The following is a 26,449-nucleotide window of genomic DNA, read 5'->3' as shown; positions in this document are numbered from 1 at the left end:
TTGCTCGCGATGAGGCCCGCATGAACACCACAGCACTCAAGCCTCACTGGTGTCCTTGATCAGGTGCGCCGCCAGCGTCCGCAACGGCCCCAACTGCCGGCAGATCAACGCCAGTTGCGTCTGCACCAGCCGCTGGCCTTCGTCGATTTCATCGGGCATCAGCTCAAGCTCGCTGGCGAGGGCTTCTTCGTCGTCGCTCTGGATCGCGATCGGCTGTTTGCTCGCCAGGCCCTGGGCAATTTCATCGATGCTGGTCGCCAGCCTTGCTCCGGCGCCGTCGATCAGCTGCTCGCGCACCTCAGTCGGCAGTTCGGTGCCCCGGTGGGCCCCGAGCCCCGACAAGTAACTGAGCAGGGTGTGGGACAGCACCAGGAAGCGGAACCCTACGTCGGCCTCCTTACGGAAATGGCCCGGCTCCATCAGCATGTTCGCCAGCGTCGTGGACAGCGCCGCGTCGGCGTTATGGGCGTTGCGCCGGGCCAGGCGATAGGCCAGGTCGTCGCTTTTGCCCGCGGCGTATTGCTGCATGATCTGGCGCAGGTAGATGCTGTTGCAGGTCAGCGTGTTGGCCAGCACCTTGTTCAGTCGCCGGCCCTGCCAGTCTGGCAGGAACAGGAACACCGCCAGCCCGGCGATCAGGCTGCCGAGCAAGGTATCGAACAGCCGTGGCAGCAGCAGCCCGTAGCCGTCGCCGACCTGATTGAAGCAGAACAGCACCATGACGGTGATCGCGGCAGTCGCCAGGGTGTAGCGGGTGGTGCGGTTGGTAAAGAACACCACCCCGGCGGCAATGGCGAAGCACGACTGCACCAGCGGATTGGGAAACAGGTCGAACAGCGCCCAGGCCACCGTCAGGCCGATGGCGGTGCCGATGATCCGCTGGCCGAGCTTGCGCCGCGTGGCGCCGTAGTTGGGCTGGCAGACGAACAGTGTGGTGAGGATGATCCAGTAGCCCTGGGAGGGGTGGATCAGGTGCACCATCGCGTAGCCCACGCTCAGCGCCAGGGGCAGGCGCAGGGCATGACGGAACAGCAGCGACGTCGGCGTGAGCTGCGTGCGCAGGCGGACCCAGACGTCCTTGAGGTTGCGTGGCGAGCGGTCCAGCAGGCTGCTGTCAGTGGCGTCGGCGAGGGCGTCGGGGTTGCTCGCGTCGCTGAGCAGGCGGTCCATGGTGCCGAGGTTGACCGACAACGCCCGCAGCGAGCGCAACAGGCCGCGCCAGGCCGGGTTGCTCTGGATGCGCAGGTGCTCCAGGGAAGCATGCAAATCGTTCAGGGCTTCGGCGAAGCTGTCGTCGTAGACGAACGGCTGGCGCAACTGGATGGACTCGGCCAGTGCCAGGCAAGCCTTGCCTTGCTGGCGCAGCAGGCGCTGGCAGCGGAACAGTACGTCGCTGTGAAAGAACGCCTCGGCCAGGGCGTTATAGGGATAGTGCGAGGAGCTGGCGCGTTCATGGATGTCCTGGGCAAGGAAGTACAGCTTCAGGTAGCGGCTGACTTTCGAGCCCGGCCGGCCATTGCCGACGCGGTGCAGGATGATTTCCTTCGCGCTGTTGAGCGCCGCCACCACCCGGCCATTCTGCTGGGCCAGCTCCAGGCGTCGGGCCTCGATATCCAGCTGACGGATCGGCTCCAGCAGCGATGACTTGAGTTTCAGGTAGCGCCCCAGTTCGCGGAACAGGCGCGCCAGGCTCTGCTGCACCGGCTGGTTGGAAAACAGCGCGTGCCACAACACCGAGAGCAGGCCATACCAGGCGGCGCCGGCCACCAGCAACACCGGCTCATGCCAGAAGTCCGTGATCGCACCGCCGCGCTGGTCCACGCCGATCATGGTGTAGACCGAAAGAATCAGGGTAGCCGAGGCAATCGCGCCATAGCGCTCGCCCAGGGCGCCGAGCATGGTCAGACCGAAGGCCGCCAGGGCCAGGGCGACGATGAACAGGATGGGGTAGGGAAATAGCAACTCCACCGACAGCGCGGCGATGCTGAAGCACACCAGCGTCACGGCCAGCGCGTTGAGACGGCCTTGCCAGCTGTCGTCGGTCTCGGCCAATGCGCTGGCGATGATGCCGAGGAACAGCGGAATCAGCAGCGCCATCTTATCCAGGTACCAACACAGCACCATGCTGCCGGTCAGGGCAATAAACACCCGCACGCTATAGCTGAATTTATCCAACGCCCAAAGGCGACGCAGAGACTGGCTGAACGAGGTCGATGACATGAAGTGCACGGGCCTGACGGGCAATGACGCTAAATTGAGGCAGTAATGACGCCGATGCAATGGCGACGATCACATCCGGCAGCAAAAAGTGTTCCGGCATGCAAAGAATGCTTATAGCTCTGTGGCGAGGGGATTTATCCCCGCTGGGCTGCGCAGCAGCCCTGGAAGTTGAACTCAATCTTACTGACACACTGAGTTGCCTGGTTTGGGGGCCGCTTTGCAGCCCAGCGGGGATAAATCCCCTCGCCACAAAAGCAGGGTCAACATAGATTGGAATCAGACGTACTGCGCCGCCGCATACCCCGAAGCCCACGCCCATTGGAAGTTGAAGCCGCCCAGGTGACCGGTGACGTCGAGCACTTCGCCAATGAAATACAGCCCCGGGCTCTTCAGCGACTCCATGGTCTTGGAAGAAACTTCCCGAGTGTCGACGCCGCCCAGGGTCACTTCGGCGGTGCGGTAGCCTTCGGTGCCGGCGGGGACGATGTTCCAGCTCGCCAGCTTCTCGGCGATGTCCGCGAGTTCCGCGTGAGTGTATTGCTTCATCGGCTTGGAGACGAACCAGGTGTCGGCCAGCAGGTTGGCCATTTTCTTGGTGAACAACTCGCCCAACAGGGTCTTGAGTTCGCTGTTCGGGCGTTCGGCCTGTTGCTGTTGCAGCCACTGCGGCACGTCGTGGTCGGGCAGCAGGTTGATCTGCACCGTGTCGCCCGGCTCCCAGAACGACGAGATCTGCAAGATCGCCGGGCCGCTCAAGCCGCGATGGGTGAACAGGATGTTCTCGCGAAAGCTCTGCTCGTTGCAGCTCACCAGACAGTCCACCGACGTGCCCGACAGTTCGGTGCACAGGCTCTTTAACTGATCGGTGATGGTGAACGGCACCAGCCCTGCCCGGGTCGGCAGCAGCTGGTGGCCGAATTGCCTGGCCACCTGATAGCCGAAGCCAGTCGCGCCCAGGGTCGGGATCGACAGCCCGCCCGTGGCGATCACCAGGGATTGGCAAGCGATGGGCCCGAGTTTGGTTTGCAGCAGGTAGCCGTCGGCGGTCTTCTCGATCTGCTCGATCGAGGTGTCCAGGTGCAGGTCGACGCCGGCCTGGTCGCACTCATCCAGCAGCAGGCCGAGGATGTCGCTGGATTTGTTATCGCAGAACAACTGGCCGAGTTTTTTCTCGTGATAGGGCACGCCGTGCTTGGCCACCAACGCGATGAAATCCCATTGGGTATAGCGGGCCAGGGCCGACTTGCAGAAGTGCGGGTTCTGCGAGAGGAAGTTGCCCGGTTCGGTGTACATGTTGGTGAAGTTACAGCGTCCACCGCCCGACATGAGGATTTTCTTGCCGGCCTTGTTGGCGTGGTCCAGCAACATCACCTGCCGCCCGCGCCCGGCGGCGGTCAGCGCGCACATCAACCCCGCGGCGCCAGCGCCAATGATCACGACTTCGGTAGAGCGCAAAACGGTGTCCTCTCAGCTTTCCACATACTGGAATGTGGGAGCGAGCTTGCTCGCGATAACGGTAGTCCAGTCAACATCCATATGACAGAACTGGCGCCATCGCGAGCAAGCTCGCTCCCACAGTTTGATCTTTGTTGGGGCGACGACCGTTTACAGGATCCGCACCCGCAACGAGCGTCCCTTGATCTTGCCATCGTTCAGGCGCTGCAAGGCCTGTTTGGCGATACCGCGCTCCACTGCCACATAGGCCTGGAAATCGAAAATCGCGATCTTGCCCACCTGGGCGCCAGGGATGCCGGCCTCGCCGGTCAGGGCGCCGAGGATGTCGCCGGGGCGCACCTTGTCCTTGCGTCCGGCACCGATGCATAGGGTGCTCATGGCCGGCAGCAGCGGACCGCCGCCCTGGGGCTTGAGGTTGTCCAACTGGTCCCAGCTCAACGGCGACTTCTGCAGTTGCTCGATGGCCTGGGCGCGATGGGCTTCGGACGGCGCCACCAGGCTGATAGCGATGCCTTTCTCCCCGGCGCGCCCGGTGCGGCCGACGCGGTGGATATGAATCTCCGAGTCCCGGGCCAGCTCGACGTTGATCACCATGTCCAGCGCATCGATATCCAGGCCACGGGCCGCCACGTCGGTGGCGACCAATACCGAGGTGCTGCGGTTGGCGAACATCGCCAGGACCTGGTCGCGGTCGCGCTGCTCCAGGTCACCGTGCAGGCCGACGGCGGAGATGCCCTTGGACGTCAGGTGATCGACGGTTTCCTGGACCTGCTGCTTGGTGAAGCAGAACGCCACGCAGGAGGCCGGGCGGAAATGCGCCAGCACCTTGACCACCGCGTCCATGCGCTCCTCGGGAGAGATCTCGTAGAAGCGCTGCTCGATCTGGGCGTCGGAGTGCAGCGCCTCGGCCTTGACCTGCTGCGGATTGCGCATGAACTTCGACGACAGTTGCTTGATGCCCACCGGGTAGGTGGCCGAAAACAGCAGCGTCTGGCGGCGTTCCGGGGTCTGCTGGATGATGTCTTCGATGGCGTCATAGAAGCCCATGTCGAGCATGCGGTCGGCTTCGTCGAGGATCAGCGTGTTGAGGCCGTCGAGCACCAGCGAACCCTTGCGCAGGTGCTGCTGGATGCGTCCCGGCGTGCCGACGATGATGTGGGCACCGTGTTCGAGGGAGGCGATCTGCGGGCCGAAGGACACGCCGCCGCACAGGGTCAGGACCTTGATGTTGTCTTCGGCGCGGGCGAGGCGGCGGATTTCCTTGGCGACTTGGTCGGCCAGCTCACGGGTCGGGCACATCACCAGGGCCTGACAGCCAAAGAAGCGCGGGTTGATCGGGTTCAGCAGGCCGATGCCAAAGGCCGCGGTCTTGCCGCTGCCGGTCTTGGCCTGTGCGATCAGGTCCATGCCCTTGAGGATCACCGGCAAGCTTTGCGCCTGGATCGGCGTCATCTGGGCATAACCGAGTGATTCGAGGTTAGCCAGCATGGCGGCGGACAGCGGCAAAGTATTAAAAGCGGTGGCAATGGTGGTCACGGGACTGGCCTGCAAAACAAAATGTCGCGCAGTGTAGCAGCCTCGTGCCACTTTCTTCGAAAGTTCTGGACGAGCTGTGGAGGCCAAACCGCAGAACCTGTGGCGAGGGGATTTATCCCCGCTGGGTTGCGAAGCAGCCCTTTGAATGATCACCTCGGTGGATCAGGCAGATTGCATTCAGCCTTTTTTGGGTTGCTGCGCAACCCAGCGGGGATAAATCCCCTCGCCACAAAAGCTACCGACTTCAGTTGGGTCTAATGCTCGATATGCTCATCCGGCCGCTTCACCCGCCGTCCGTCCTGCTTGGACAGCTGGGAAAAAATCGTCGCCGCCAGCATCGCCATGATGCCCACGGTCACGAAGGTCAACTGGAACGCGCCCAGCACCGTGTCCACGCCGTCATTGCCGACCTGGGCGGTAAAGCCGCCGAGGAGCGCGCCGGCGCAGGCCACGCCGAGGCTCAGGGACAGTTGCGCGACCACCGACAGCAAGCTGTTGCCGCTGCTGGCGCTGGCGTCGTCCAGGTCGATCAGGGTCACGGTGTTCATCGCGGTGAATTGCAGCGAATTGATCGCCCCCAGCACCGCCAGATGCGCCAGCAGCAGCCAGTACGGCGTGTGTTCGGTGACCAGGCCCATGCTCGCCAGCATCACGCCCAGGGCCAGGGTATTGGCGGTAAGGACGATGCGATAGCCGAAGCGTTCGATCAACGGCCGGGCGACCGATTTGGCGACCATCGCCGCCGCCGCCAGGGGCAGCATGCTCATGCCCGCCTGGGACGGCGAATAGCCCAGCGCCACTTGCAACAGCAACGGCACCAGGAACGGCAACGCGCCGCTGCCCAGGCGCGCGAACAGGTTGCCGAGGATGCCCACGGCAAAGGTCCGGGTCTTGAACAGCGACGGCGGGAACAGCGCATTTTCCACGTGTCCGGCCCGCAACCAATAGGCCGCGAGGCAGGCCATGCCGCCGAACAGCAGCAACATCACGCGCAGGTGCGGAAGATGCAGTTCACCCAGGCCTTCCATGGCAATGGTGATCAAGACCATCGCCGCGCCAAACAGCAGGAACCCCAGCCCATCGAACCGCGTGCGCTCGCTGCCGCGCAGGTCCGGAATGAATTTCCAGACGGCATAGCAGCCGATTACCCCCACCGGCAGGTTGATGATGAAAATCCAGTGCCACGTCAGGTACTCGACCATCCAGCCACCCATGGTCGGGCCGATCAGCGGGCCGAGCAGGCCGGGGATGGTGATGAAACCCATGATCCTCACCAGCTCCGAACGCGGGTACGCCCGTAGAACTACCAGCCTGCCCACCGGCAGCATCAGCGCGCCACCCAGGCCCTGGACGACCCGGGCGCCGATCAGCATGCTCAACGAATTGGACAACGCGCACAGCAACGAGCCGAAGCTGAACAGCAGGATCGCGCCGAAGAAAATCTTTTTGGTGCCAAAGCGGTCGGCGATCCAGCCCGAGGCCGGGATCAGCAGGGCCACCGTGAGCATGTAGGCGATGATCACGCCTTGCATGCGCAGCGGGTTCTCCGCCAGGTCGCTGGCCATGGCAGGCAGGGCAGTGTTGAGGATGGTCCCGTCCAGGGACTGCATGAAGAAAGCGATTGCCACGACCCACGGAAGCCAGCGGGCGGTGACGGCGTCGAGCGGGGCGCGGTTGGGCATGGGACCTCTTGTGTGAAAAGTGAACAATTTCCTGTGGCGAAAACGCTTTTGTGGCGAGGGAGCTTGCTCCCGCTGGGGTGCGGAGCACCCCCAAGCCGGTGAACACGGTGTGCCTGAAATATCGCGCCGCCTGGGTTGCGACTGCTTCGCAGCCGAGCGGGAGCAAGCTCCCTCGCCACGGGATCTGCGAGTTATAGCGTCAGCGTGAGCCTCTTCACCAACGCCCCCGGCAGCAGCATCGAAGCCGTGGCCCGCTGGCTGTAGGTACTGGCCGAAAGCAGAAGTTCCCGCTCCCGCGTCAGGCCTTCGAGTTGCGAGCCGAGCAGGCTGTAGACGCTGTCGTCGAAACGCATGGTGCTCACCGGTGCCTGGATCTGGCCATCCTCGACCCAGAACGTGGCGAAACGGGTCATGCCGGTCAGGCGCGCCGCCGGTTGGTCCGAGTAGTTCAGGTACCAGAGGTTGCTGATGTACAAGCCGGTGCCGAGTTCTTCGAGAACGTGCCTTAGCGCCAGATGACCCTCTTTCATTTCCAGCGCGGTAGGGTATTCATAGCTGCTGGCGCCGTTGGCGGTAAGACCGTATTCGGCGGCGCTGCGGGAATTGACCAGCCGTGCGTTGGCCGTGCCCTTGGCAATCAGCCCGAGGTCATCGCGAGGATAACCTTCGTCGGAAAATGCCGGGCTCAGGGAGCCGCTGACCTGCTCCGTCAACCACACGTTGGGGCTGAAGTGGGCTTCGCCGGCGTAGAACTTCTGCAGCGGGCTTTGCTTGCTGGCGATTGCACGGGCCGAGAACCCGCCCCAACTGAGCATGCCCATGATTTCTTCCAGCGCGGCTGGCGCCAGGTAGGCGCGGTATTCACCGGGCGGCAGCGTACGCAGTGGTCGGCCGAGGAATTGCAGCTGTTCGCGTGCCTGTTCGAAACGTTGGGCGAACCCTTCGCTGCTCCAGGCGTGGCCTGCATAACTGGCCTTCACGGCCTGACCGTTCTCATGGAACAAGCTGAAGTCGAAATTGAAACTGTTGGCCTGATGCCAGCCGAAGGCACCCGAGGAACTGGCGAAGCCCCGGCTGATCGGCCCGGCCGCATAGAACCCCACCAGGTCCAGGCCTTCTGCGGCCCGGGTGATTTCGCCGACCGCCTGCTCCGTCTCGGGCAATGGGTGATCCTGCACATTGTTGCTCTGCCAGTGGTTGTGGTTGAGCATCAAGTAGGGATCGGCGGGCAGCAACGGCAACGTCTCGCGCAGCTGTTGCAGGCCTTCGCCCAGGCGTTGCAGATCGGTCTCGGTGTCGCCGGACAAGGTGATCTGCAAGTCGGCATGGCGGCCGTCGTTGATCAGCTTGAGGTTGATATTGGCCTGTTGGACCTGCCCGGCCTGGCGAACCTTGCCGTGGTTGAAGCGCACGAAAGCCGAAGACTCGGCGGCATAGCCGAGGGTGAACTGTTCGGGTTCGCGCAACGCATTGCGCAGCCAATCGACCAACGCCTTGAACGCCCCGGCCTCATTAGTGACGGTGCTCATCAGGCATCTCCCCCAAATACGTCAACGTTGCTGAACACGCAGGCCGGCGAAGCATGGCCGACGCGGATGACCTGGTTCGGTTCACCCTTGCCACAGTTCGGCGTGCCGAGGACCTGGGAAGTGCTGGCGTCGCCCACGGCCCTCAAGCTTTTCCAGAACTGCGCGGAAATGCCCCGGTAGTTCGGATTTTTCACCACGCCCTTGAGCTCGCCGTCTTCGATCAACTGGCCCCATTCGCAGCCAAACTGGAATTTGTTACGGGCGTCATCGATGGACCAGGAGCGGTTGGTGCGCATCAGCACGCCGTGCTCGATGCCTTGGATCAGTTGCTCCAGGGATTGGTCGCCGGGCTCGATGTTCAGGTTTGCCATGCGGTCGATGGGCGGACGATTCCAACTGCAGGCGCGGCTGTTGGCGACCCCGTCGAGGCCGGCGCGGAACTGCGACAGCGCACCGCCCAGTGGGCGCAACAGCAAGCCTTCGCGGATCAGGAACTGTTTGCTGGCAGCGCTGCCGTCGTCGTCATGGCTGTAGCTGGCCAGTTCTTCCGGGATGTCCGGGTCGAACGTCACGTTCAGCAGGTTGGAGCCGTATTGCAGGTGTCCGAAATCGCTGGTCTTGACGAAACTGGTGCCGGCGTAATTGCGCTCGTCGCCGAGGATGCGGTCCAGTTCCAGCGGGTGACCGATGGATTCGTGAATCTGCAGCATCATCTGGTCGGGCATCAGCAACAGGTCGCGTGGGCCTTGCGGGGTGTTTGGCGCCATCAGCAATTGCAGGGCTTGGTCGGCGATCTTCGGCCCGGCACCGATCAGGCCGCAGCGGTTGATCACATCGAAGCCGCCCTGCTGACCGAAGTTCTCGCGGCCCAGGGTGCGCGTCTGGCTGTCGTGCCCGTCGAAGGCGGTGACGTCCAGGGCCGGGTAGATGAAGCGCTGGGCCTGGCGCAGTTCGGCGCCGGCGCTGTTGAGGTAGATCTGTTCGACCTGGGTCAGGCCGATGCTGGCCTGCCAGTTCACCAGGCGCTCGTCCGTTGGCACCGCTGCCGATTCGTCGCCGAGCAGTTGGTAGCAATCGCTCAGTGGAGGGAACGCCTGGTCGAAGTGCGGTGAGAAATAATCGGCGCGGTCGCTGGAGACCGGCTGCTCGCGCAAGTCGAGCAAAGCGTGGGGCTTGAGCCGGCGGGCCTGTTGCTCGGCGCGTTCGAGCGCCGCTTGCAGGCCGGCCTGGGACAAATCGTTGGTGGCCGCATAGGCTTCGACGCCATTGACCCGCACGGTGAGCATCGCACCTTCGTCGCGGCTCAGGCTGGGCGGCTCGGCGACATTCTTGCGCACCGACAGGTGCTGACCGGACTCTCGGACGTAACGCAGGGAAAAGAATTCAGCGCCCGTGCGCAATGCAGCAAACCGCTGCTTGAGCTGGGGATGGAAATCGAACATGAAACCTCCTTGTCTGGAGTGACGATGCAGCGAGGTGCGGCGCGTTGACGCGGGCGGCTCTAGAGTAGGCCTGGGGTGGGGGATGGATCAAGGCAGATGGGGATTTTGCGGTGTGGCAGTCAGAGAAATATTCTGAATGGGCTGGCCCCTTCGTCGGATCGCCGCCCGGAGCAGGCTCGCTCCCACAGTAGGTTTTCAGTGGTCACAAAGCCTGTGTCCACCACCAAACCTTTGTGGGAGCGAGCCTGCTCCGGGCGGCGATCCGACGAAGGCCGCGCCTGGGTCTTGAACCTTACTGGGCGGCAGTCGCCACTTCACGCAGAGGCTTGCCACGCACCGGCGCATCGCCGGCCACATAGTACGGCGCGGTACTGCGCGGCAGGGGCTTGCGGCCGCGGATCCTGTCGGCGATTTTCTCGGCCATCATGATCGTCGGCGCGTTCAGGTTGCCGGTGGTGATGATCGGCATGATCGAGGCATCGACTACCCGCAGGCCTTGCATGCCATGCACACGGCCTTCGTCATCGACCACCGCCATGTCGTCGGTGCCCATCTTGCACGAGCAGGACGGGTGGAACGCGGTTTCGGCGTGCTCGCGGATGAACTGGTCCAGTTGCTCGTCGGTCTGCACCTCGATGCCCGGGCTGATCTCGCGGCCGCGGAACGGGTCGAGCGCCGGCTGTTGCATGATCTCGCGCGTCAGGCGGATACCATCGCGAAATTCCTGCCAGTCCTGTTCGGTGGCCATGTAGTTGAAAAGGATGCTCGGGTGCTGGCGCGGGTCCTTGGACTTGGCCTGGATACGGCCACGGCTCGGCGAACGCATGGAGCCCATGTGCGCCTGGAAGCCGTGTTCCTTCACGCCATTACTGCCGTTGTAATTGATCGCCACCGGCAGGAAGTGGTACTGGATGTTCGGCCATTCGAAGTCCGGGCGGGTGCGGATGAAACCGCCGGCCTCGAACTGGTTGCTGGCGCCGATGCCGGTGCCGTTGAATAGCCACTCGGCACCGATGGCCGGCTGGTTGTACCAGAGCAGCGACGGGTACAGCGAAACCGGCTGGGTGCAAGCGTATTGCAGGTACAGCTCCAGGTGGTCCTGGAGGTTTTCACCAACGCCCGGCAGGTCGTGGACCACCGGGATGTCGAGGCTTTCGAGCAGTTTTGCCGGACCGACGCCGGAGCGTTGCAGGATCTGCGGCGAAGCGATGGCGCCGGAGCACAGCAGCACTTCCTTGCGGGCCCGCGCTTCGACGCGCTCTTCAGCGGCGCCCACCAGGTAACGCACGCCGACCGCACGCTTGCCTTCGAACAGGATCTTGTCGGTCAGGGCGTGGGTGACGATGGTCAGGGTGGAGCGCTTCTTGGCGATGTCCAGGTAACCGCGCGCGGTACTGGCGCGACGGCCATTGGGCGTCACGGTGCGATCCATCGGACCGAAGCCTTCCTGCTGGTAGCCGTTGAGGTCTTCGGTACGTGGATAACCGGCTTGCACGCCGGCTTCGACCATGGCGTGGAACAACGGGTTGTTGCCGGGCTTGGGCGTGGTCACGCTGACCGGACCGTCGCCGCCGTGGTAGTCGTTCGGGCCGATGTCGCGGGTTTCGGCTTTACGGAAATACGGCAGGCAGTCGAGGTAGGTCCAGTCTTCCAGGCCTGGCAGCTTGGCCCAGTTGTCATAGTCCAGGGCGTTGCCGCGGATGTAGCACATGCCGTTGATCAGCGAAGAACCGCCCAGGCCCTTGCCGCGACCGCACTCCATGCGGCGGCCGTTCATGTGCGGCTCCGGGTCGGTCTCGTAGGCCCAGTTGTAGCGCCGGCCTTGCAGCGGGAACGCCAGGGCGGCGGGCATTTGCGTGCGGAAGTCCAGGCGATAGTCCGGGCCGCCGGCTTCGAGCAGCAGCACGGTGACGCCTTCGTCTTCGGTCAGGCGGGTGGCCAGGGTGTTACCGGCCGAGCCGGCACCGATGATGATGTAATCGAATTCTTGGGACATGAAATGCACCCTCTTTTGAATTGGGTTCAGGCCTGGCGAGTGCTTCGCACTCGATCGCGAGCAAGCTCGCTCCCACATTGGAATGGGAACTCCTGTGGGAGCGAGCTTGCTCGCGATGGCGGCCGCAGAGGCGACGCAGGTTTAGAACACCGACGTGTAATCGCCCATTTCGACCTGTACCGATTTGATGCGCGTGTAGTTGGTCAGCGAGCTGATGCCGTTCTCGCGGCCCACGCCCGATTGCTTGTAGCCACCGACCGGCATTTCCGCCGCGGACTCGCCCCAGGCGTTGATCCAGCAGATGCCTGCTTCGAGCTGATGGATCACGCGGTGGGCGCGGTTCAGGTCGCGGGTCACGACGCCGGCGGCCAGGCCGAAGTCAGTATCGTTGGCGCGGCGGATCACTTCTTCTTCGGTGTCGTAGGTGAGGATGCTCATCACCGGGCCGAAGATTTCTTCACGCACGATGGTCATGTCATCGGTGCAATCGGTGAATACGGTCGGTGCGACGAATGCGCCCTTGGCCAGATCGCCCTCGGTCAGGCGACCGCCGCCACACAACAGGCGCGCGCCCTCGGCCTTGCCCTTCTCGATGTAGCCCAGCACGCTTTCCATGTGGGCGAAGCTCACCAGCGGGCCGAAGTTGGTGTTTTCGTCTTCCGGATTGCCGATGCGGATGCGCGCCACGCGTTCGGCGATCTTGGCTTCGAACGCTGCCTTCAGATGGCTCGGCACGAACACGCGGGTGCCGTTGGTGCAGACCTGGCCGGAGCTGTAGAAGTTGGCCATCATCGCGGTGTCGGCGGCGCGATCCAGGTCGGCGTCGTCGAAGATGATCAGCGGCGACTTACCGCCCAGCTCCATGGTCACGTCCTTGAGCGAAGAACTCGAAGCGCTGGCCATGACTTTCTTGCCGGTGTCGGTGCCGCCGGTGAAGGAGATTTTCTCGATGCGCGGGTGCTCGGTCAGCCAGGTGCCGACTTCCCGGCCACTGCCGGTCAGCACGTTGAACACGCCCGCTGGAACACCGGCCTCGGTGTAGATCTCGGCCAGTTTCAGGGTGGTCAGCGAGGTCACTTCGCTGGGCTTGAAGATCATCGCGTTGCCGGCTGCCAGGGCCGGGGCGGACTTCCACAAGGCAATCTGGATCGGGTAGTTCCACGCGCCGATACCAGCGACCACGCCCAGGGGCTCGCGACGGGTATAGATGAACGAAGTGCTGCGCAGCGGAACCTGCTCGCCTTCGATGGCGGGCACCAGGCCGGCGTAATATTCCAGCACGTCGGCACCAGTGACGATGTCGACGTATTTGGTTTCGGAGAAGGATTTGCCGGTGTCCAGGGTTTCCAAGGCGGCCAGTTCATCGTTGCGTTCGCGCAGGATGTCGACGGCGCGGCGCAGGATGCGCGAGCGCTGCATGGCGGTCATCGCGGCCCAGATTTTCTGGCCCTTTTCGGCGCTGACCACGGCGCGCTCGACGTCCTCGAACGTCGCGCGCTGCACCAGGGCGAGTACTTCACCGTTGGCCGGGTTGATGGCTTCGAAAGTGGCGTCGCCGCTGGCATCGCTGTACGCGCCATCGATGTAGAGTTTTTGCAGTTCGAAACGGGCCATAAAGTCCTCGCAAGTGCATGAGTGGTTGGCTGGCCACCGAGCGTGTCGTTTATAGCTGACTACGCGCTGCGGTGACGGTTCAGGAGTCGAGCGGTTCTGTGTGCTCTGGCGCTCCTGCCTTGGCCAGTTGGAAATCCATGTATTCGTAAGCGATCTGGTGTGCCTGGGCGGTATCGAACGCGTCTCCCGACAGCGCCCCGCGCAGCCACAAACCGTCAATCAGAGCGGCCAGGCCCCGTGCCGCGCTGCGTGCCTGGTCAACGGGCAAGACGCGGCGGAACTGGCAACACAGGTTGGAATACAGACGGTGATCGTTGATCCGCTGCAACCTGTGCAATGACGGGTGATGCATGCTGGTGGCCCAGAAGGCCAGCCAGGTTTTCATTGCCGGCCCGTTGACCTGGCTGGCGTCGAAATTGCCTTCGATGATCACCTTCAGGTGAGCTCGCGGGCTTGGATCCGTCAGCGCTTGACGCCGCGCGGTGACGTTCTCGCTCAAGACACTCATCAGGTACTGGGCCGTGGCCGCGATCAGGCCATTCTTGTCCTGAAAGTAGTGACTGATGATGCCGTTCGAAACGCCGGCCAAACGGGCGATCAGCGCAATGCTGGCGTCCCCCATTCCGACCTGGTCGACAGCCTGCAAAGTGGCTTCGATCAACTGCTGGCGGCGGATGGGTTGCATACCGACCTTGGGCATCTGCACATCTCCTTAGGCCATCGGGCGGACGAGTCTTCGCCTGCCTTCATGAGGGCCAGTCTATTTTGTTTTGATTGAACGTTCAATCAACAAAGAATAAGCTCTGCGACAAATCGTCGCGATTTACGAAATTTCCTACGCGTAAACGGCGTAAATAAACGGACATCAAGGGCCCTCACACCCGCGCATCGCGGGGGCAAGGGCTTCCAGGGTGTCTTTATAACACCCGCCGGTCGGCTGCCAACTCATCGATCGGGCGGGTATTGCGTTGCCTAGTCCTTCTCTCGCACTGCCTGGAGCATCCGTGCAATGAGTTCTGCCTTGCTAATAAAGACCCCGCCGCAGAAGGTGACGGTCAACGGTTGGGTGTTCTACACCTCCACCGCGCTGATTCTGTTGTTGACGGCCACCCTGATCATCGCCCCGCAGGAGGCCGGCCGGTTGCTCGGCATTGCCCAGGCGTGGCTATCGCGCAGCTTCGGCTGGTACTACATGGTGGTCATCGCCGCTTACCTGGTCTTTGTGGTCGGCCTGGCGTTTTCTTCCTATGGCAAGCTCAAGCTGGGCAGCAAGGACGACACGCCGGACTTCAGTTATGGCGCCTGGGCCGGGATGCTGTTTTCCTCGGGCATCGGCATTTCGCTGTTGTACTTTGGCGCATCCGAGCCACTGGACCATTTTTTCAACCCGCCCGAAGGCGTCGCCGGTAGCAACCAGGCTGCGCGCCAGGCGGTGCAGCTGACGTTTTTGCATTGGGGCCTGCACGGCTGGGCGATCTACGCCCTTGTGGGCCTGGCCGTGGCCTATTTCGCCTACCGGCACAACCAGCCGCTGGCGCTGCGTTCGGCCTTGTATCCGCTGATGGGCGAACGCTGGGTCAAGGGCGCGGCCGGTCATGCGGTGGATGGCTTCGGCATGTTCGTGACGTTGCTGGGGCTGGTGACCAACCTGGGGATCGGTTCGCTGCAAGTCGCCTCCGGGCTGGAAAACCTGTTTGGCATGGAGCACAGCAACACCAACCTGCTGATCGTGATCATCGTGATGAGCAGCGTGGCGACCATCGCCGCCGTATCCGGCGTGGAGAACGGCATCCGCCGGCTATCCAACCTGAACATCGTGCTGTTCAGCGGTTTGCTGATCTTCGTCTTGCTGTGCGGGCCCACGCTGCACTTGCTCAATGGCTTCGTGCAGAACATTGGCGACTACCTCAACGGCGTTGTGCTCAAGACGTTCGACCTGTACGTGTATGCGGACGACAACGCCAAGTCGGGCCGCTGGATGGGCCTGTGGACGCTGTTCTACTGGGCCTGGTGGATTTCCTGGGCGCCATTTGTCGGCATGTTCATCGCGCGGATTTCCCGTGGCCGCACCGTGCGCGAGCTGGTGGCCGGTGTGCTCCTGATTCCCCTGGGCTTTACCTTGGCCTGGCTGTCGATTTTCGGTAATTCGGCGCTGGATCTGGTGATGAACCACGGTGCGGTGGAGCTGGGCAAGACCGCACTGACGCAGCCGTCGATGTCGATCTATCAGCTGTTGGAATATTACCCGGCGTCGAAAGTGGTGATCGGCGTGTCGATCTTTGTCGGTTTTGTGCTGTTCCTGACTCCGGCGGACTCCGGCGCGGTGATGATGGCCAATCTCTCGTGCACGGGCGGCAATGTCGATGAAGATGCCCCCCACTGGTTGCGGATCTTCTGGTCGGTGGTGATCACGCTGGTGACCATCGGCCTGTTGTTTGCCGGTAACTTCGAGGCGATGCAAACCATGGTCGTGCTGGCCGGGCTGCCGTTCTCGGTGGTGCTGGTATTCTTCATGTTCGGCCTGCACAAGGCCATGCGCGAGGATGTGCGGGTTGAGCAGGAGCGGGCGGAGTTGGCGGGGGTGGGGCGGGTCTATAACTGACCCCGTTCGATAGTTGTAAACACTGTTGTGGCGAGGGGATTTATCCCCGCTGGGCTGCGAAGCGGCCCCAATAGCAGCGACTCAATCTGATTTGACACTCCGAGTTGCCTGGCTCTGGGAGTGCTTCGCACTCCAGCGGGGATAAATCCCCTCACCACAAGAGCGTTTCAATTCTTGTTCCTGCACAAACAAAAACGCCGCGATCATCTCGCGGCGTTTTTGTGTGCCCGGACTCAGCCCAGGTTCTTGCCTAGCAGCGCGTGGTACAGCTCGCTGTCGCCGAGGATCCCGACGACCTTCTGGTTATCGTGGAGCACCAGCTTGTTGCCGGTCTGGTAGCGGATCTGCAAGGCGTCGCGCATGCCGATGCTGGAGTCCACCAGAGTCGGACGGCGGCCGAGGCCCTCGACGGCCTGGCCCGGTGCCCAGTTTTGCAAGTCCAGCGCGGCGCCGTTCTGGCGGGCGCCCTTGATGGTGTTGCCTTCGGCCAGGTCGAGCCAGGAATCGCCGCCCGGGTCCAGGCACACGGAACCGTTGATGCGCTTGCAGTTGTCCAGGGTGCGCATCAGGCTGCGGCCGCAGAGCACGTTGAGCGGGTTGGTATGGGCGACAAAGGTGCGCACATAGTCATCCGCCGGGTTCAGCACGATCTGTTCCGGCTTGCTGTACTGGATGATGCGGCCGTCTTTCATGATCGCGATGCGGCTGCCCAGTTTCAGGGCCTCGTCGAGGTCATGGCTGACGAATACGATGGTCTTGCTCAGCTTGCGCTGCAGCTCCAGCAGTTCGTCCTGCAGGCCTTGGCGGATCAGCGGGTCGAGGGCCGAGAAGGGTTCGTCCATGAGCAGGATATCGGCGTCCATCGCCAGGGCGCGGGCCAGGCCGACCCGTTGTTGCATGCCGCCGGACAGCTCGTCGGGCTTCTTGTTGCGCCACTGGGTCAGGCCCACCAGCTCCAGCTTTTCATCCACCAGCTTCTTGCGTTCCTTCTCCGGGCGGCCCTGCATTTCCAGGCCGAAGCTGATGTTCTCGCGCACTGTCAGCCAGGGCATCAGGGCAAATTTCTGGAAGACCATGGCGATGCGCTTGGTGCGCATCATCTTCAACTCGGCGGGGGTGCAGGAGGCGATGTCGATCTGACGGCCTTCGTGTTCGACGAACAGTTTGCCGCGACTCACTGTGTTCAAACCGTTGATGCAGCGCAACAGGCTCGACTTGCCGGAGCCGGAGAGGCCCATCAGTACGCAGATCTCGCCTTTTTCGACATCCAGGCTGGCCTTTTCCACGCCGACGATCTGCCCGGTCTGCTTCAGGATTTCGTTGCGGGTCATGCCCTTGTCGAGCAGCTTGAGGGCTTCGCGTGGATCTTTGGAGAAGATCACGTCGACCTCTTCGAAGCGGATTATGCTCATGCGTCACCCCCTACTTTGGCGTCGGGTTGTTTGCAGATTCGGTCGAGCATGATCGCCAGCAATACGATCGCCAGGCCGGCTTCGAAGCCCAGGGCGATATCGGCGGTGTTCAGTGCGTTGACCACGGGTTTGCCCAGGCCGTCGGCACCGACCAGCGCCGCAATGACCACCATCGACAGCGACAGCATGATGCATTGGGTAATGCCGGCGGCGATGCTCGGCATGGCATGGGGCAATTCAATGCGTGAGAGGAGTTGGCGACGGGAGCAGCCGAAGGCTTTGCCGGCGTCCATCAGTTCGTCCGGAACGTCGCGGATGCCCAGGTAGGTCAGGCGGATGGGCGCGGCAATGGCGAACACCACCGTGGAGATCAGGCCCGGGACCACACCCAGACCGAAGAGGGTCAGGGTAGGAATGAGGTAAACGAAGGTCGGTACGGTCTGCATCAGATCGAGCACCGGACGCATCATGGTGTAGAACATCGGCTTGTGCGCGGCAACAATGCCCAGCGGCACGCCGATCAGCACGCAGACCAGGGTCGCGAACAGCACCTGGGCGAGGGTTTCCATGGTTTCCTGCCAGTAACCCAGGTTGAGGATCAGCAGGAACGAGGCGATGACAAAAACGGTCAGGCCCCATTTGCGCTGGATAAAATGCGCCAGCAGGGCAATGAGGCCGATCAGGGCCAGGGGATTGAACCAGGTCAGCGCAAACGTCACGCCGTGAATCATCGTTTCCAGAAACATCGCAATGGCATCGAAAGTGTTGGCGCCGTTTTGCGTCAACCATTCGACAAAGCCCGCGATGTACTGGCCCAAGGGTATTTTCTGATCAATAAGCATGGTAGTGAACTTCCGCATGCAAGGAATAAACAGCCCGGGCGAGTGAACTCGCCCGGCATAAGCTTTTACTGCGCGAGCTTGGCTTTCACGGCCTCCAGGCCAGGTTTACCGTCAATGGTGGTGACGCCGGCGAGCCAGGTGTCGAGCACCTGTGGGTTTTTCTTCAGCCAGGCCTTGGCGGCGGCTTCAGGCTTCATCTTGTCGTCCAGCACGTTGCCCATCAGCGTGCTTTCCATGTCGAGGGTGAAGACCAGGTTTTTCAGCAGTTGGCCGACGTTGCCGCATTCCTGGGCGTAGCCCTTGCGCGTGTTGGTGTAGATGGTTGCCTGGCCGAAGTTCGGACCGAAGAATTCATCGCCACCGGTGAGGTATTTCATCTTGAAGCGGGTGTTCATCGGGTGCGGTTCCCAGCCCAGGAACACCACGGCGGTGTTACGACGCTGGGCGCGATCGACCTGCGACAGCATGCCGGCTTCGCTGGATTCGACGACCTTGAAGCCAGCGTCCTTGAGACCGAAGGCGTTCTTGTCGATCATGCTCTGGATCAAGCGGTTGCCGTCGTTGCCCGGTTCGATGCCGTAGATCTTGCCGTCCAGTTCCTTCTTGAACTTGGCGATGTCGGCGAAATCCTTCAGACCCTTTTCATACAGCTCTTCGGGGACGGCCAGGGTGTACTTGGCGTTCTCCAGGTTGGCGCGCACGGTTTCCACGGTGCCGGCTTCGCGGTAGGCCTTGATGTCGTTTTCCATGGTCGGCATCCAGTTGCCGAGGAAAACGTCCATGTTCTTGCCGTCGGCCAGGGATTTGTAGGTCACTGGTACGGAGATCATGGTGGTCTTGGTCTTGTAGCCGAGGGCGTCGAGCACGACGCTGGTGGTAGCGGTGGTAACGGTGATGTCCGTCCAGCCGACATCGGAGAAGTTGACGGTGCTGCACTGAGCGGGCTCTGCAGCGTTGGCCAGCATCGGAAGACTCAGCATGGCGGCCAACAACAACGGCTTGGAACCTTTCATGGGTGGACTCCTGGTGTTTTATCGGCAGTGTCCGGTCGGGGACAACCGCGCTTTTTTGCTTTTTTAATGTTGCGGTTGGTGGCGCGTGGGCACCCTGGGTGACACGCGGCCTTGCAAACGAGCCGTAACCGATCATGTACCAGTGCAAATCCGACGCCTACAGGGTGCGTCGTATCCAGTACAGGGAGGGTCGCATCCAGTGTTGGTGACGTCGTTTACAGATTTTTTCCGCCCCCGGCTGGCTTCTGACACGCAAAAAAACGTCGTAAAACCTGGGCGACAAGGGCGCGGCGCTGCTGGGCATGATTGCGTCGGTGTCAGACGTCGAAAGCCGATTCAAAAGCCGGATGATGCGGCCATCCCGGCGTTGAGCGTAGCAGCTCCGCCACCGGGCGCTCCTGCGCCCGGATGTGACCGTTCTGGAGATCCAAGGCATGGCAATCAGCGTGTTCGACCTGTTCAAGATCGGTATCGGCCCGTCCAGTTCCCATACCGTGGGCCCCATGCGCGCCGCGGCGCTGTTCGTTGAAGCGCTGCGGGCGAAGGCGCTGCTGCACGATGTGCGCCGGGTCGAGGTGCAGTTGTACGGTTCGCTGTCGGCGACCGGCATCGGCCATGGCAGCGACAACGCCACGATCATGGGGCTGATGGGCGAATGGCCTGACGCGATCGACCCGTCGCAGATCGGCACGCGCATCGAACTGCTGCGCGAAACCGGGACCTTATTGCTGGATGGGCGTCTGCCGGTGCCTTTTGTATGGCCGCGCGACATGCGCCTGATCGACGAGAACCTGCCGTTCCACCCTAACGCGATGACCTTGATTGCTGAAGGCGCCAGCGGCGAATTGCACCGCGACACCTACTATTCCATCGGCGGAGGTTTTGTTGTTGACCAGGCCCAGGCTTCCAGCGGCGTGGTGGACCTGGACAGTACCGAACTGCCGTACGATTTTTCCAGCGCCGAAGAACTCCTGGCCCTGTGCCGCACCCACAACCTGCGGGTGGCCGAGTTGATGATGGCGAATGAAAAGGTCTGGCGCTCCGAGGAAGAGATCCGCAGCGGCCTGATGAAACTCTGGCGGGCCATGCAGGATTGTGTTGAGCAAGGCCTCAAGCACGAAGGCATCCTGCCCGGCGGCCTGAACGTGCGGCGGCGGGCGGCCAAGTTGCATCGCAGCCTGCAGGAACTGAACAAACCGAACGTGATCGGCTCGACCTTGAGTGCCATGGAATGGGTCAACCTGTTCGCCCTGGCGGTCAACGAGGAAAATGCCGCCGGCGGGCGCATGGTCACGGCGCCGACCAATGGCGCGGCGGGGATCATTCCGGCGGTGCTGCACTACTTCATGAAATTCAGCGAAGCGGTGACCGACGCCAACGTGGTGGATTATTTCCTCAGCGCAGCGGCGGTGGGGATTTTGTGCAAGAAGAACGCTTCGATCTCCGGCGCCGAAGTCGGCTGCCAGGGCGAAGTCGGCTCGGCCTGCGCCATGGCGGCGGCGGGCCTGGCGGAAATCCTCGGGGCCACGCCGGAGCAATTGTGCAACGCCGCGGAAATCGGCCTGGAGCACAACCTTGGCCTGACGTGCGACCCGGTCGGCGGCCTGGTCCAGGTGCCCTGCATCGAGCGCAACGCGATTGCCGCGGTGAAAGCCATCAACGCCGCCCAAATGGCCCTGCGCGGCGACGGCCAGCACTTCATCTCCCTCGACCGGGTGATCCGCACCATGCGTGACACCGGCGCCGACATGCATGACAAATATAAAGAGACATCGCGGGGCGGGTTGGCGGTGAGTGCGGTGGAGTGTTGAACCCAAGCCTGCGCAAACTCATGTGGCGAGGGGATTTATCCCCGTTGGGCTGCGAAGCGGCCCCTGAATCGAGCTCCTCGATGCATCAGAAAAAACGCAGGGGGGCGTTTCGCGACCCAACGGGGATAAATCCCCTCGCCACAAAAGATTGTACAAACCGCTCGTAAAATGAACACCGCTGCAAAAACACGCCACGTTTTGGCGCGTCGCAAACAGACAAGACCTGACTTATCGGTCACGCCATTGTCCGCCGCGCTACCGTCCGTCCCCGCGCTTGCGGTGACATCCGCCGTGCAAGCGGCGCAGCCCAGTTACCACAAGTGCTACCGATCTGCTCACAGCCCACTGTGGCAGGTGCCTGGGGCCGTTGATGGCACTTTCAAACCAGCCCTGACAGGCCCCTTGAATAGACAGGTCGGCATGTCGTTTTCAGGATTTATTGAACGCGCATTCAAATTTAGGCATGGCAATTGCTCTGTCCTAATAAAGCCCCGTCTCACGCAAGAGAATGATGGGCAATAACAAGAGCCTCCGCCTGAGGCCATCACCCGCTTTGTGTGAGGAGATACCGCGATGACGACGTCCAACTCTGGGGCTCAACCCCAGAACCGTGCGCCTCAATCCATCGGCTTTTTGCTGCTGGACAATTTCACGCTGATTTCCCTGGCGTCCGCGGTGGAACCGCTACGCATGGCCAACCAGCTGTCCGGTCGCGAGTTGTATCGCTGGACCACCCTGACCGTCGATGGCGGGCAGGTCTGGGCCAGTGACGGTCTGCAGATCACGCCTGACGCCTCCATGCACAAAGCGCCGGCCCTCGACACCGTCATCGTCTGCGGCGGCATCGGCATCCAGCGCACCGTTACTCGTGAGCATGTCTCCTGGCTGCAAAGCCAGGCCCGGCAGTCCCGTCGCCTCGGCGCGGTCTGCACCGGCAGTTGGGCCCTGGCCTGTGCCGGCCTGCTGGACGGTTTCGATTGCAGCGTGCACTGGGAATGCCTGGCAGCCATGCAGGAAGCCTTCCCGCGGGTGTCGATGAGCACGCGGCTGTTCACCCTCGACCGCAATCGCTTCACCAGTTCCGGCGGCACCGCGCCACTGGATATGATGCTGCACTTGATCAGCCGCGATCACGGTCGCGAACTGTCGGCAGCAATCTCGGAAATGTTTGTCTATGAGCGCATCCGCAACGAGCAGGATCACCAGCGCGTGCCGCTCAAGCATATGCTCGGCACCAACCAGCCGAAGTTGCAGGAAATCGTCGCACTGATGGAGGCCAACCTCGAAGAGCCGATCGACCTGGACGAGCTGGCGGTGTATGTCGCCGTGTCCCGACGTCAGCTCGAGCGCCTGTTCCAGAAATACCTGCACTGTTCGCCGTCGCGCTACTACCTCAAGCTGCGGCTGATCCGCGCGCGGCAGCTGCTCAAGCAGACGCCGATGTCGATCATCGAAGTGGCCTCGGTGTGCGGCTTCGTCTCCACCCCGCACTTCTCCAAGTGCTACCGCGAATACTTCGGCATTCCACCGCGCGACGAGCGCGTCGGTTCCAACACTACGCAGCAGGTAGCGATGATGCCGTTGCCGCAGGCCCTGGTGCTGTCGCCATTGTCCGGCCCGCTGTCGGCCTTGAGCCAGGCGCGCAACGAGTCGACGTTTGCCAGTGTGAGGCTCTAAGACCTCAGCGCTTTCATCGCGAGCAGGCTCGCTCCCACAGGATTTGTGAACCACACAGAACCTGTGGGAGCGAGCCTGCTCGCGAATAGTCAGTTTCAGGCGCTATGGTTTTGCTGGTATTGCGCCAACGCTGGCAACAGTTGCTGGTCGATCGCCTGACGCACCGCCGGCAGGATGGTCGCGCTGCTGGTGTACATGTCCTTGACCATGCGCCGCAGTTCATTGGCGCGCGCCCGGTCCAGGCCGCGCACCGCGCATTCACAGGCCTGCTCGGCGGTCGCACCGCTGGGTATCGGCAGCCCCAGGGCCTTGAGCTGGCCCAGCAGGTCTTCCTGGTCGATCAAATCGGCGTACATCATGACGCTTTTCCTTGTTCAGGGATTGGGGTCGTGACTGGATTCTGGTAGCCGTCCGAAGCGGCGGCAAGGGCAAATCGTCGATCTGGCCTGAATGACTATGAACGGGTCGTTTTCGGCTAACTCGCCCGCCTCGGGAGTGGGCACACTGGCCCCAAGCTGAATCACGATGGTTTGGTCACCCTCGCGCAACGGCTCCTCCAGTAACGCTCCTGCCCCGATCCTGTCACGGCTTGATCGGGGATTTTTTTGTCTGTGTGAATCAGGGGGAAATGAGTTGTCTGATCGGGTGCTTTCGCGAGCAGGCTCGCTCCCACATTAGATTTTGTGATCGACACAGAACCCTGTGGGAGCGAGCCTGCTCGCGAAGAACGATGACGCGGTCTAACGCTGCAACACCAGAATCCGCGACAGCAATTCATCCCGATCGACATAACACCCCTGGAAGTGTCGCGCCCCGGAGGCTGGGTCGAACGCATTGCGCGCGTGGAGGGTGCGACGGTTGTCGAAGCACCAGAGCTGGCCGGGTTCAAGCCTCTGTACCAGGCGAAACCGAGGCTCGCGGGTCAGGGCAATGAAGCGGCGATAGGCTTGATAGAGCCTGGGCATCTGCTCCACCGACGTATCGAACGGTCCGCGCAAGAAATTCGCCATGCGGATCTCCGAGACCTGCCCCAGCGTATCCAGGGCGATGATCGGCGCCAGGCAGCGGTAGTCGCTGTGGCGATCCTTGTTGCGAAACTCCACCGGGATCTGGCACAGCGCGTCGAAGGCTTCGGCGTCTTCCCGGCGCAGCGCCTGGGCGATGGCGAAACCGTCGACGAAGATGCTCTCGCCACCGTCGGCGTCGTTCACCAGGCAATGCAGGAACTGCAAACCCGGCTGCAGTTCCCGTGTTGGCAGGTCGCTGTGCAGCGGCAGATTGAAGGCGGTATAGGCGTTGCTGTCGGCATCGGCCTTGGACTGCACGTTGAACAGCACGCCGAAATTGCTTTCGCGGATAAAGGAAATGCGCTGGGCAATCAGTTTCAGCGAGCCGGGTTCGGTGGGGACGCCCCGTACCTGGGTCAGGCCGATGTCGCGTACTGCCAGTAGCCATTTCAGCAAGGTGTCGGCGTCCTCCATCAGGGCCTGGTATTCGAACACTGGCAGTGACAGATCGTGCTGCCATAGTTGGCGTTGTGGTCTGCCCGCCAGTCGCTCGGCCCTGGATTGATCGTCATAGGCATGGGCGCGCAACCAACCCGGGTCGAAAAGGCTCTGATGGCCGTCCTGCCAAACCACGTGTAGGCAGCCCGCGCCGTCGATGTCGATTGCGCCGGGCGTCAGGTCTTCCGGGACGTCGACGATCTCCAGGACCTGCTCGCGGGTGACGCTGTAGACACACTGCGCGCAGGGGCAGTTGTCCCGCAGCCATTGATGGTGAAACGGGCTGATCCGGCCGTCGGCCCACGTGACGTGGACCCGGTCGCCCAAGGGTGTTACAGCGCTCAATGCCTGGACAAGAGGGTAGCGTCGGAAGTCGGCAATAGCGGCGGCGATGTTCATGGCGGTCTCCTGTTCGAGACTTATCGGGCGGGCGGCAAGGCGATGACGCGGCCAATGCAGGTCGGAGCCGGCAGGTCGGATTGTTCGTCGATCAGGGCTTTGAGTCGGCCCAGGGTCTGCTCGGTGAAAGGCGCTGAGCGCGGGCCGGCCAGGTCGACGTGCAGCAGCATCTGCTCATTGCCGGCCAGCTCTTTGTCTCCGCCCACCAGGTGCAGGCTGTGGTAGAGGTGCAGGCGTTTGGTGTCGTGGCCGATGAGTTGTGTGTGCACCTCTACCTCGGCCCCGAGCTTCACTTCGTGGAGGTAGTTCAGGTGCAGTTCAAGGGTGAATAGCGAATGGCCGCTGGCTTCGCGGTTCTGGCTGTCCAGGCCGAGTTGGTCCATCAGCGCGTCGGTCGCGTAGCTGAAGATCAGCAGGTAGAAGGCATCGCGCAAGTGACCGTTGTAGTCGACCCATTCCGGGAGGATGGGGGTTTGGTAGGTGGTAAGAGCGGGCATGAGGGTGGGTTCCGATTGTTGTGGCGATTGGGAGGACGCCATCGCGAGCAAGCTCGCTCCCACAGGTTTTGTAAACGACACAGAGCCAATGTGGGAGCGAGCTTGCTCGCGATGGGGCCAGACCTGCTGGCCCAAAAAACCAAGGGTTACTCGGCGAAGGCCATTCCATGCTTTTCCTTGGTGGCCTTCACCGCCTCCAGCACCGCCATCAGGCAATCATCACGATAGCGCTCCAGCGCCGAAATGCTGTGGCGCCCCAGTTGCTCGCTCGTCCCTTCCACCACATCGTCGATCAGTTTCTCGGTCAGCTCCGGCGCCGGCAGGTAGGTCCACGGCAATTGCAGCGCCGGGCCGAACTGGGCCATGAAATGGCGCATCCCGGCATCGCCGCCGGCCAGGGTGTAGGTCAGGAAAGTGCCCATGAACGACCAGCGCAGGCCGGCGCCAAAACGAATGGCATCGTCGATTTCGCCGGTGGTCGCCACGCCGTCGTTGACCAGGTGCAGGGCCTCGCGCCACAGCGCTTCGAGCAGGCGATCGGCGATGAAACCGGGGACTTCCTTGCGCACGTGCAGCGGGCGCATGCCAAGGGATTCGTAGACCTCCATCGCCGCTTGTACGGCTTCAGGCGCGGTGTGCTTGCCACCGACCACTTCCACCAGGGGCAGCAGGTAGACCGGGTTGAATGGATGCCCGACCACGCAGCGCTCCGGATGAGTGGAGTTTGCATAGAACTCGCTCGGCAAAAGCCCCGAGGTGCTCGAGCCGATCAGCGCATCCGGCTTGGCGGCGGCGCTGATCTGGGCGTGCAGCTCAAGCTTGAGCTCCAGCCGCTCGGGAGCGCTTTCCTGAATGAAATCGGCCTCGCGTACGCATTCCTCGACGGTCGCAACAAAGCGCAAGCGATCCTGCGATGCGCCGGGGGCCAGGCCGTGTTTTTCCAAGGCGCCCCAGGCGTTGGCGACGCGTTTGCGCAAGGCCGCTTCGGCACCCGGCGCCGGGTCCCAGGCGACCACGTCCAGGCCGTGGGCCAGGGCGCGGCTGATCCAACCGCTGCCGATGACGCCGCTGCCCAGGGCGGCGAAGGTTCTGATGTTGGTGATGAAGCTCATGGTGGTTTCCTGAAAAGAGTGAGGGTCACCTGTGGGAGCGAGCTTGCTCGCGATGGCGGCGGTGCATCTGACGCATCTTTGACGGTCGGACTATCGCTATCGCGA

19 protein-coding genes are annotated in these 26,449 nt (G+C 62.4%); 3 read left to right on the top strand and 16 right to left on the bottom strand.

Going from position 1 to position 26,449, the window contains the following annotated elements; translation table 11 throughout:
* Positions 1–36: 36 nt before the first annotated feature.
* From yccS to betI, 9 genes are all read right to left on the bottom strand, one after another.
* Positions 37–2,220, bottom strand: a complete 2,184-nt coding sequence (gene yccS, locus J3P86_RS24700; protein WP_434699048.1) for a YccS family putative transporter — start codon at positions 2,218–2,220, stop codon at positions 37–39.
* Between the two features lie 276 nt (positions 2,221–2,496).
* Positions 2,497–3,675: an NAD(P)/FAD-dependent oxidoreductase gene (locus tag J3P86_RS24695; RefSeq protein WP_434699047.1), complete on the bottom strand. Its 1,179-nt coding sequence runs from the start codon at positions 3,673–3,675 to the stop codon at positions 2,497–2,499.
* A 150-nt stretch (positions 3,676–3,825) separates the two neighbouring features.
* Complete coding sequence (gene dbpA / locus J3P86_RS24690) at positions 3,826–5,163, bottom strand: ATP-dependent RNA helicase DbpA (RefSeq protein ID WP_305501161.1); 1,338 nt, start codon at positions 5,161–5,163, stop codon at positions 3,826–3,828.
* 302 nt (positions 5,164–5,465) lie between these two features.
* Positions 5,466–6,893, bottom strand: coding sequence for a multidrug transporter subunit MdtD (mdtD, locus tag J3P86_RS24685; RefSeq protein WP_434627494.1), 1,428 nt, complete (start codon positions 6,891–6,893; stop codon positions 5,466–5,468).
* Between the two features lie 191 nt (positions 6,894–7,084).
* Entirely contained in the window at positions 7,085–8,422 is a 1,338-nt protein-coding gene (locus tag J3P86_RS24680) for a TldD/PmbA family protein (RefSeq protein WP_434699046.1), read from the bottom strand.
* Positions 8,422–9,864, bottom strand: coding sequence for a TldD/PmbA family protein (locus J3P86_RS24675; RefSeq protein ID WP_434699045.1), 1,443 nt, complete (start codon positions 9,862–9,864; stop codon positions 8,422–8,424). The genes J3P86_RS24680 and J3P86_RS24675 overlap by 1 nt, the downstream gene beginning before the upstream one ends.
* A 292-nt stretch (positions 9,865–10,156) precedes the next feature.
* The gene (gene betA, locus J3P86_RS24670) at positions 10,157–11,860 is read right to left on the bottom strand and encodes a choline dehydrogenase (protein WP_434699044.1); all 1,704 of its coding nucleotides are present in this window, start codon (positions 11,858–11,860) and stop codon (positions 10,157–10,159) included.
* Positions 11,861–12,001: 141 nt separating this feature from the next.
* Entirely contained in the window at positions 12,002–13,474 is a 1,473-nt protein-coding gene (gene betB, locus J3P86_RS24665) for a betaine-aldehyde dehydrogenase (RefSeq protein WP_434627506.1), read from the bottom strand.
* Positions 13,475–13,553: 79 nt separating this feature from the next.
* The gene (gene betI / locus J3P86_RS24660) at positions 13,554–14,174 is read right to left on the bottom strand and encodes a transcriptional regulator BetI (RefSeq protein WP_305498277.1); all 621 of its coding nucleotides are present in this window, start codon (positions 14,172–14,174) and stop codon (positions 13,554–13,556) included.
* 366 nt (positions 14,175–14,540) lie between these two features.
* On the opposite strand from betI, the gene J3P86_RS24655 reads away from it, so the two are divergent.
* Positions 14,541–16,076, top strand: a complete 1,536-nt coding sequence (locus tag J3P86_RS24655) for a BCCT family transporter (protein ID WP_434631138.1) — start codon at positions 14,541–14,543, stop codon at positions 16,074–16,076.
* A 233-nt stretch (positions 16,077–16,309) separates the two neighbouring features.
* On the opposite strand, the gene choV is transcribed toward J3P86_RS24655, so the two are convergent.
* The 3 genes from choV to J3P86_RS24640 form a co-directional block, all read right to left on the bottom strand.
* Positions 16,310–17,488: a choline ABC transporter ATP-binding protein gene (gene choV, locus J3P86_RS24650; RefSeq protein WP_434602082.1), complete on the bottom strand. Its 1,179-nt coding sequence runs from the start codon at positions 17,486–17,488 to the stop codon at positions 16,310–16,312.
* Positions 17,485–18,330 (bottom strand): choline ABC transporter permease subunit, encoded by an 846-nt coding sequence (gene choW, locus J3P86_RS24645; RefSeq protein WP_305498280.1) that lies wholly within the window; start codon positions 18,328–18,330, stop codon positions 17,485–17,487. The genes choV and choW overlap by 4 nt, the downstream gene beginning before the upstream one ends.
* 65 nt (positions 18,331–18,395) lie before the next feature.
* On the bottom strand, positions 18,396–19,343 hold the full coding sequence (locus J3P86_RS24640; protein ID WP_305498281.1) for a choline ABC transporter substrate-binding protein: 948 nt from the start codon (positions 19,341–19,343) through the stop codon (positions 18,396–18,398).
* 434 nt (positions 19,344–19,777) lie between these two features.
* On the opposite strand from J3P86_RS24640, the gene J3P86_RS24635 reads away from it, so the two are divergent.
* Entirely contained in the window at positions 19,778–21,154 is a 1,377-nt protein-coding gene (locus tag J3P86_RS24635; RefSeq protein WP_434699043.1) for an L-serine ammonia-lyase, read from the top strand.
* A gap of 573 nt (positions 21,155–21,727) precedes the next feature.
* Positions 21,728–22,831 (top strand): GlxA family transcriptional regulator, encoded by a 1,104-nt coding sequence (locus tag J3P86_RS24630; protein WP_003177576.1) that lies wholly within the window; start codon positions 21,728–21,730, stop codon positions 22,829–22,831.
* Positions 22,832–22,926: 95 nt separating this feature from the next.
* Here the strand turns inward: J3P86_RS24630 and J3P86_RS24625 are convergent, their stop codons facing one another.
* The 4 genes from J3P86_RS24625 to J3P86_RS24610 form a co-directional block, all read right to left on the bottom strand.
* Positions 22,927–23,190 carry a hypothetical protein gene (locus tag J3P86_RS24625; protein ID WP_434699042.1) on the bottom strand — a complete coding sequence of 88 codons (264 nt, stop codon included), beginning with the start codon at positions 23,188–23,190 and terminating at the stop codon, positions 22,927–22,929.
* A 381-nt stretch (positions 23,191–23,571) separates the two neighbouring features.
* Positions 23,572–24,735 carry a gamma-butyrobetaine dioxygenase gene (locus J3P86_RS24620; protein WP_434699041.1) on the bottom strand — a complete coding sequence of 388 codons (1,164 nt, stop codon included), beginning with the start codon at positions 24,733–24,735 and terminating at the stop codon, positions 23,572–23,574.
* A gap of 20 nt (positions 24,736–24,755) precedes the next feature.
* Positions 24,756–25,232: a thioesterase family protein gene (locus tag J3P86_RS24615; protein WP_434699040.1), complete on the bottom strand. Its 477-nt coding sequence runs from the start codon at positions 25,230–25,232 to the stop codon at positions 24,756–24,758.
* 146 nt (positions 25,233–25,378) lie between these two features.
* Positions 25,379–26,344: an L-carnitine dehydrogenase gene (locus tag J3P86_RS24610; protein ID WP_434699039.1), complete on the bottom strand. Its 966-nt coding sequence runs from the start codon at positions 26,342–26,344 to the stop codon at positions 25,379–25,381.
* Positions 26,345–26,449: the final 105 nt, after the last annotated feature.

The sequence above is a fragment of the Pseudomonas sp. D1-1 genome (assembly GCF_051132225.1).
Lineage (GTDB): Bacteria > Pseudomonadota > Gammaproteobacteria > Pseudomonadales > Pseudomonadaceae > Aquipseudomonas.
The sequence above is the reverse complement of the archived record's forward strand: the minus strand, read 5'-3'. Positions and strand labels throughout refer to the sequence as shown.

Excerpts from the sequence above, each read along its gene's own strand:
- yccS (WP_434699048.1), bottom strand. The coding sequence starts at position 2,220 with ATGTCATCGACCTCGTTCAGCCAGTCTCTGCGTCGCCTTTGGGCGTTG.
- dbpA (WP_305501161.1), bottom strand. The coding sequence starts at position 5,163 with ATGCTGGCTAACCTCGAATCACTCGGTTATGCCCAGATGACGCCGATC.
- mdtD (WP_434627494.1), bottom strand. The coding sequence starts at position 6,893 with ATGCCCAACCGCGCCCCGCTCGACGCCGTCACCGCCCGCTGGCTTCCG.
- J3P86_RS24680 (WP_434699046.1), bottom strand. The coding sequence starts at position 8,422 with ATGAGCACCGTCACTAATGAGGCCGGGGCGTTCAAGGCGTTGGTCGAT.
- J3P86_RS24675 (WP_434699045.1), bottom strand. The coding sequence starts at position 9,864 with ATGTTCGATTTCCATCCCCAGCTCAAGCAGCGGTTTGCTGCATTGCGC.
- betA (WP_434699044.1), bottom strand. The coding sequence starts at position 11,860 with ATGTCCCAAGAATTCGATTACATCATCATCGGTGCCGGCTCGGCCGGT.
- betB (WP_434627506.1), bottom strand. The coding sequence starts at position 13,474 with ATGGCCCGTTTCGAACTGCAAAAACTCTACATCGATGGCGCGTACAGC.
- betI (WP_305498277.1), bottom strand. The coding sequence starts at position 14,174 with ATGCCCAAGGTCGGTATGCAACCCATCCGCCGCCAGCAGTTGATCGAA.
- choV (WP_434602082.1), bottom strand. The coding sequence starts at position 17,488 with ATGAGCATAATCCGCTTCGAAGAGGTCGACGTGATCTTCTCCAAAGAT.
- choW (WP_305498280.1), bottom strand. The coding sequence starts at position 18,330 with ATGCTTATTGATCAGAAAATACCCTTGGGCCAGTACATCGCGGGCTTT.
- J3P86_RS24640 (WP_305498281.1), bottom strand. The coding sequence starts at position 19,343 with ATGAAAGGTTCCAAGCCGTTGTTGTTGGCCGCCATGCTGAGTCTTCCG.
- J3P86_RS24635 (WP_434699043.1), top strand. The coding sequence starts at position 19,778 with ATGGCAATCAGCGTGTTCGACCTGTTCAAGATCGGTATCGGCCCGTCC.
- J3P86_RS24630 (WP_003177576.1), top strand. The coding sequence starts at position 21,728 with ATGACGACGTCCAACTCTGGGGCTCAACCCCAGAACCGTGCGCCTCAA.
- J3P86_RS24625 (WP_434699042.1), bottom strand. The coding sequence starts at position 23,190 with ATGATGTACGCCGATTTGATCGACCAGGAAGACCTGCTGGGCCAGCTC.
- J3P86_RS24620 (WP_434699041.1), bottom strand. The coding sequence starts at position 24,735 with ATGAACATCGCCGCCGCTATTGCCGACTTCCGACGCTACCCTCTTGTC.
- J3P86_RS24615 (WP_434699040.1), bottom strand. The coding sequence starts at position 25,232 with ATGCCCGCTCTTACCACCTACCAAACCCCCATCCTCCCGGAATGGGTC.
- J3P86_RS24610 (WP_434699039.1), bottom strand. The coding sequence starts at position 26,344 with ATGAGCTTCATCACCAACATCAGAACCTTCGCCGCCCTGGGCAGCGGC.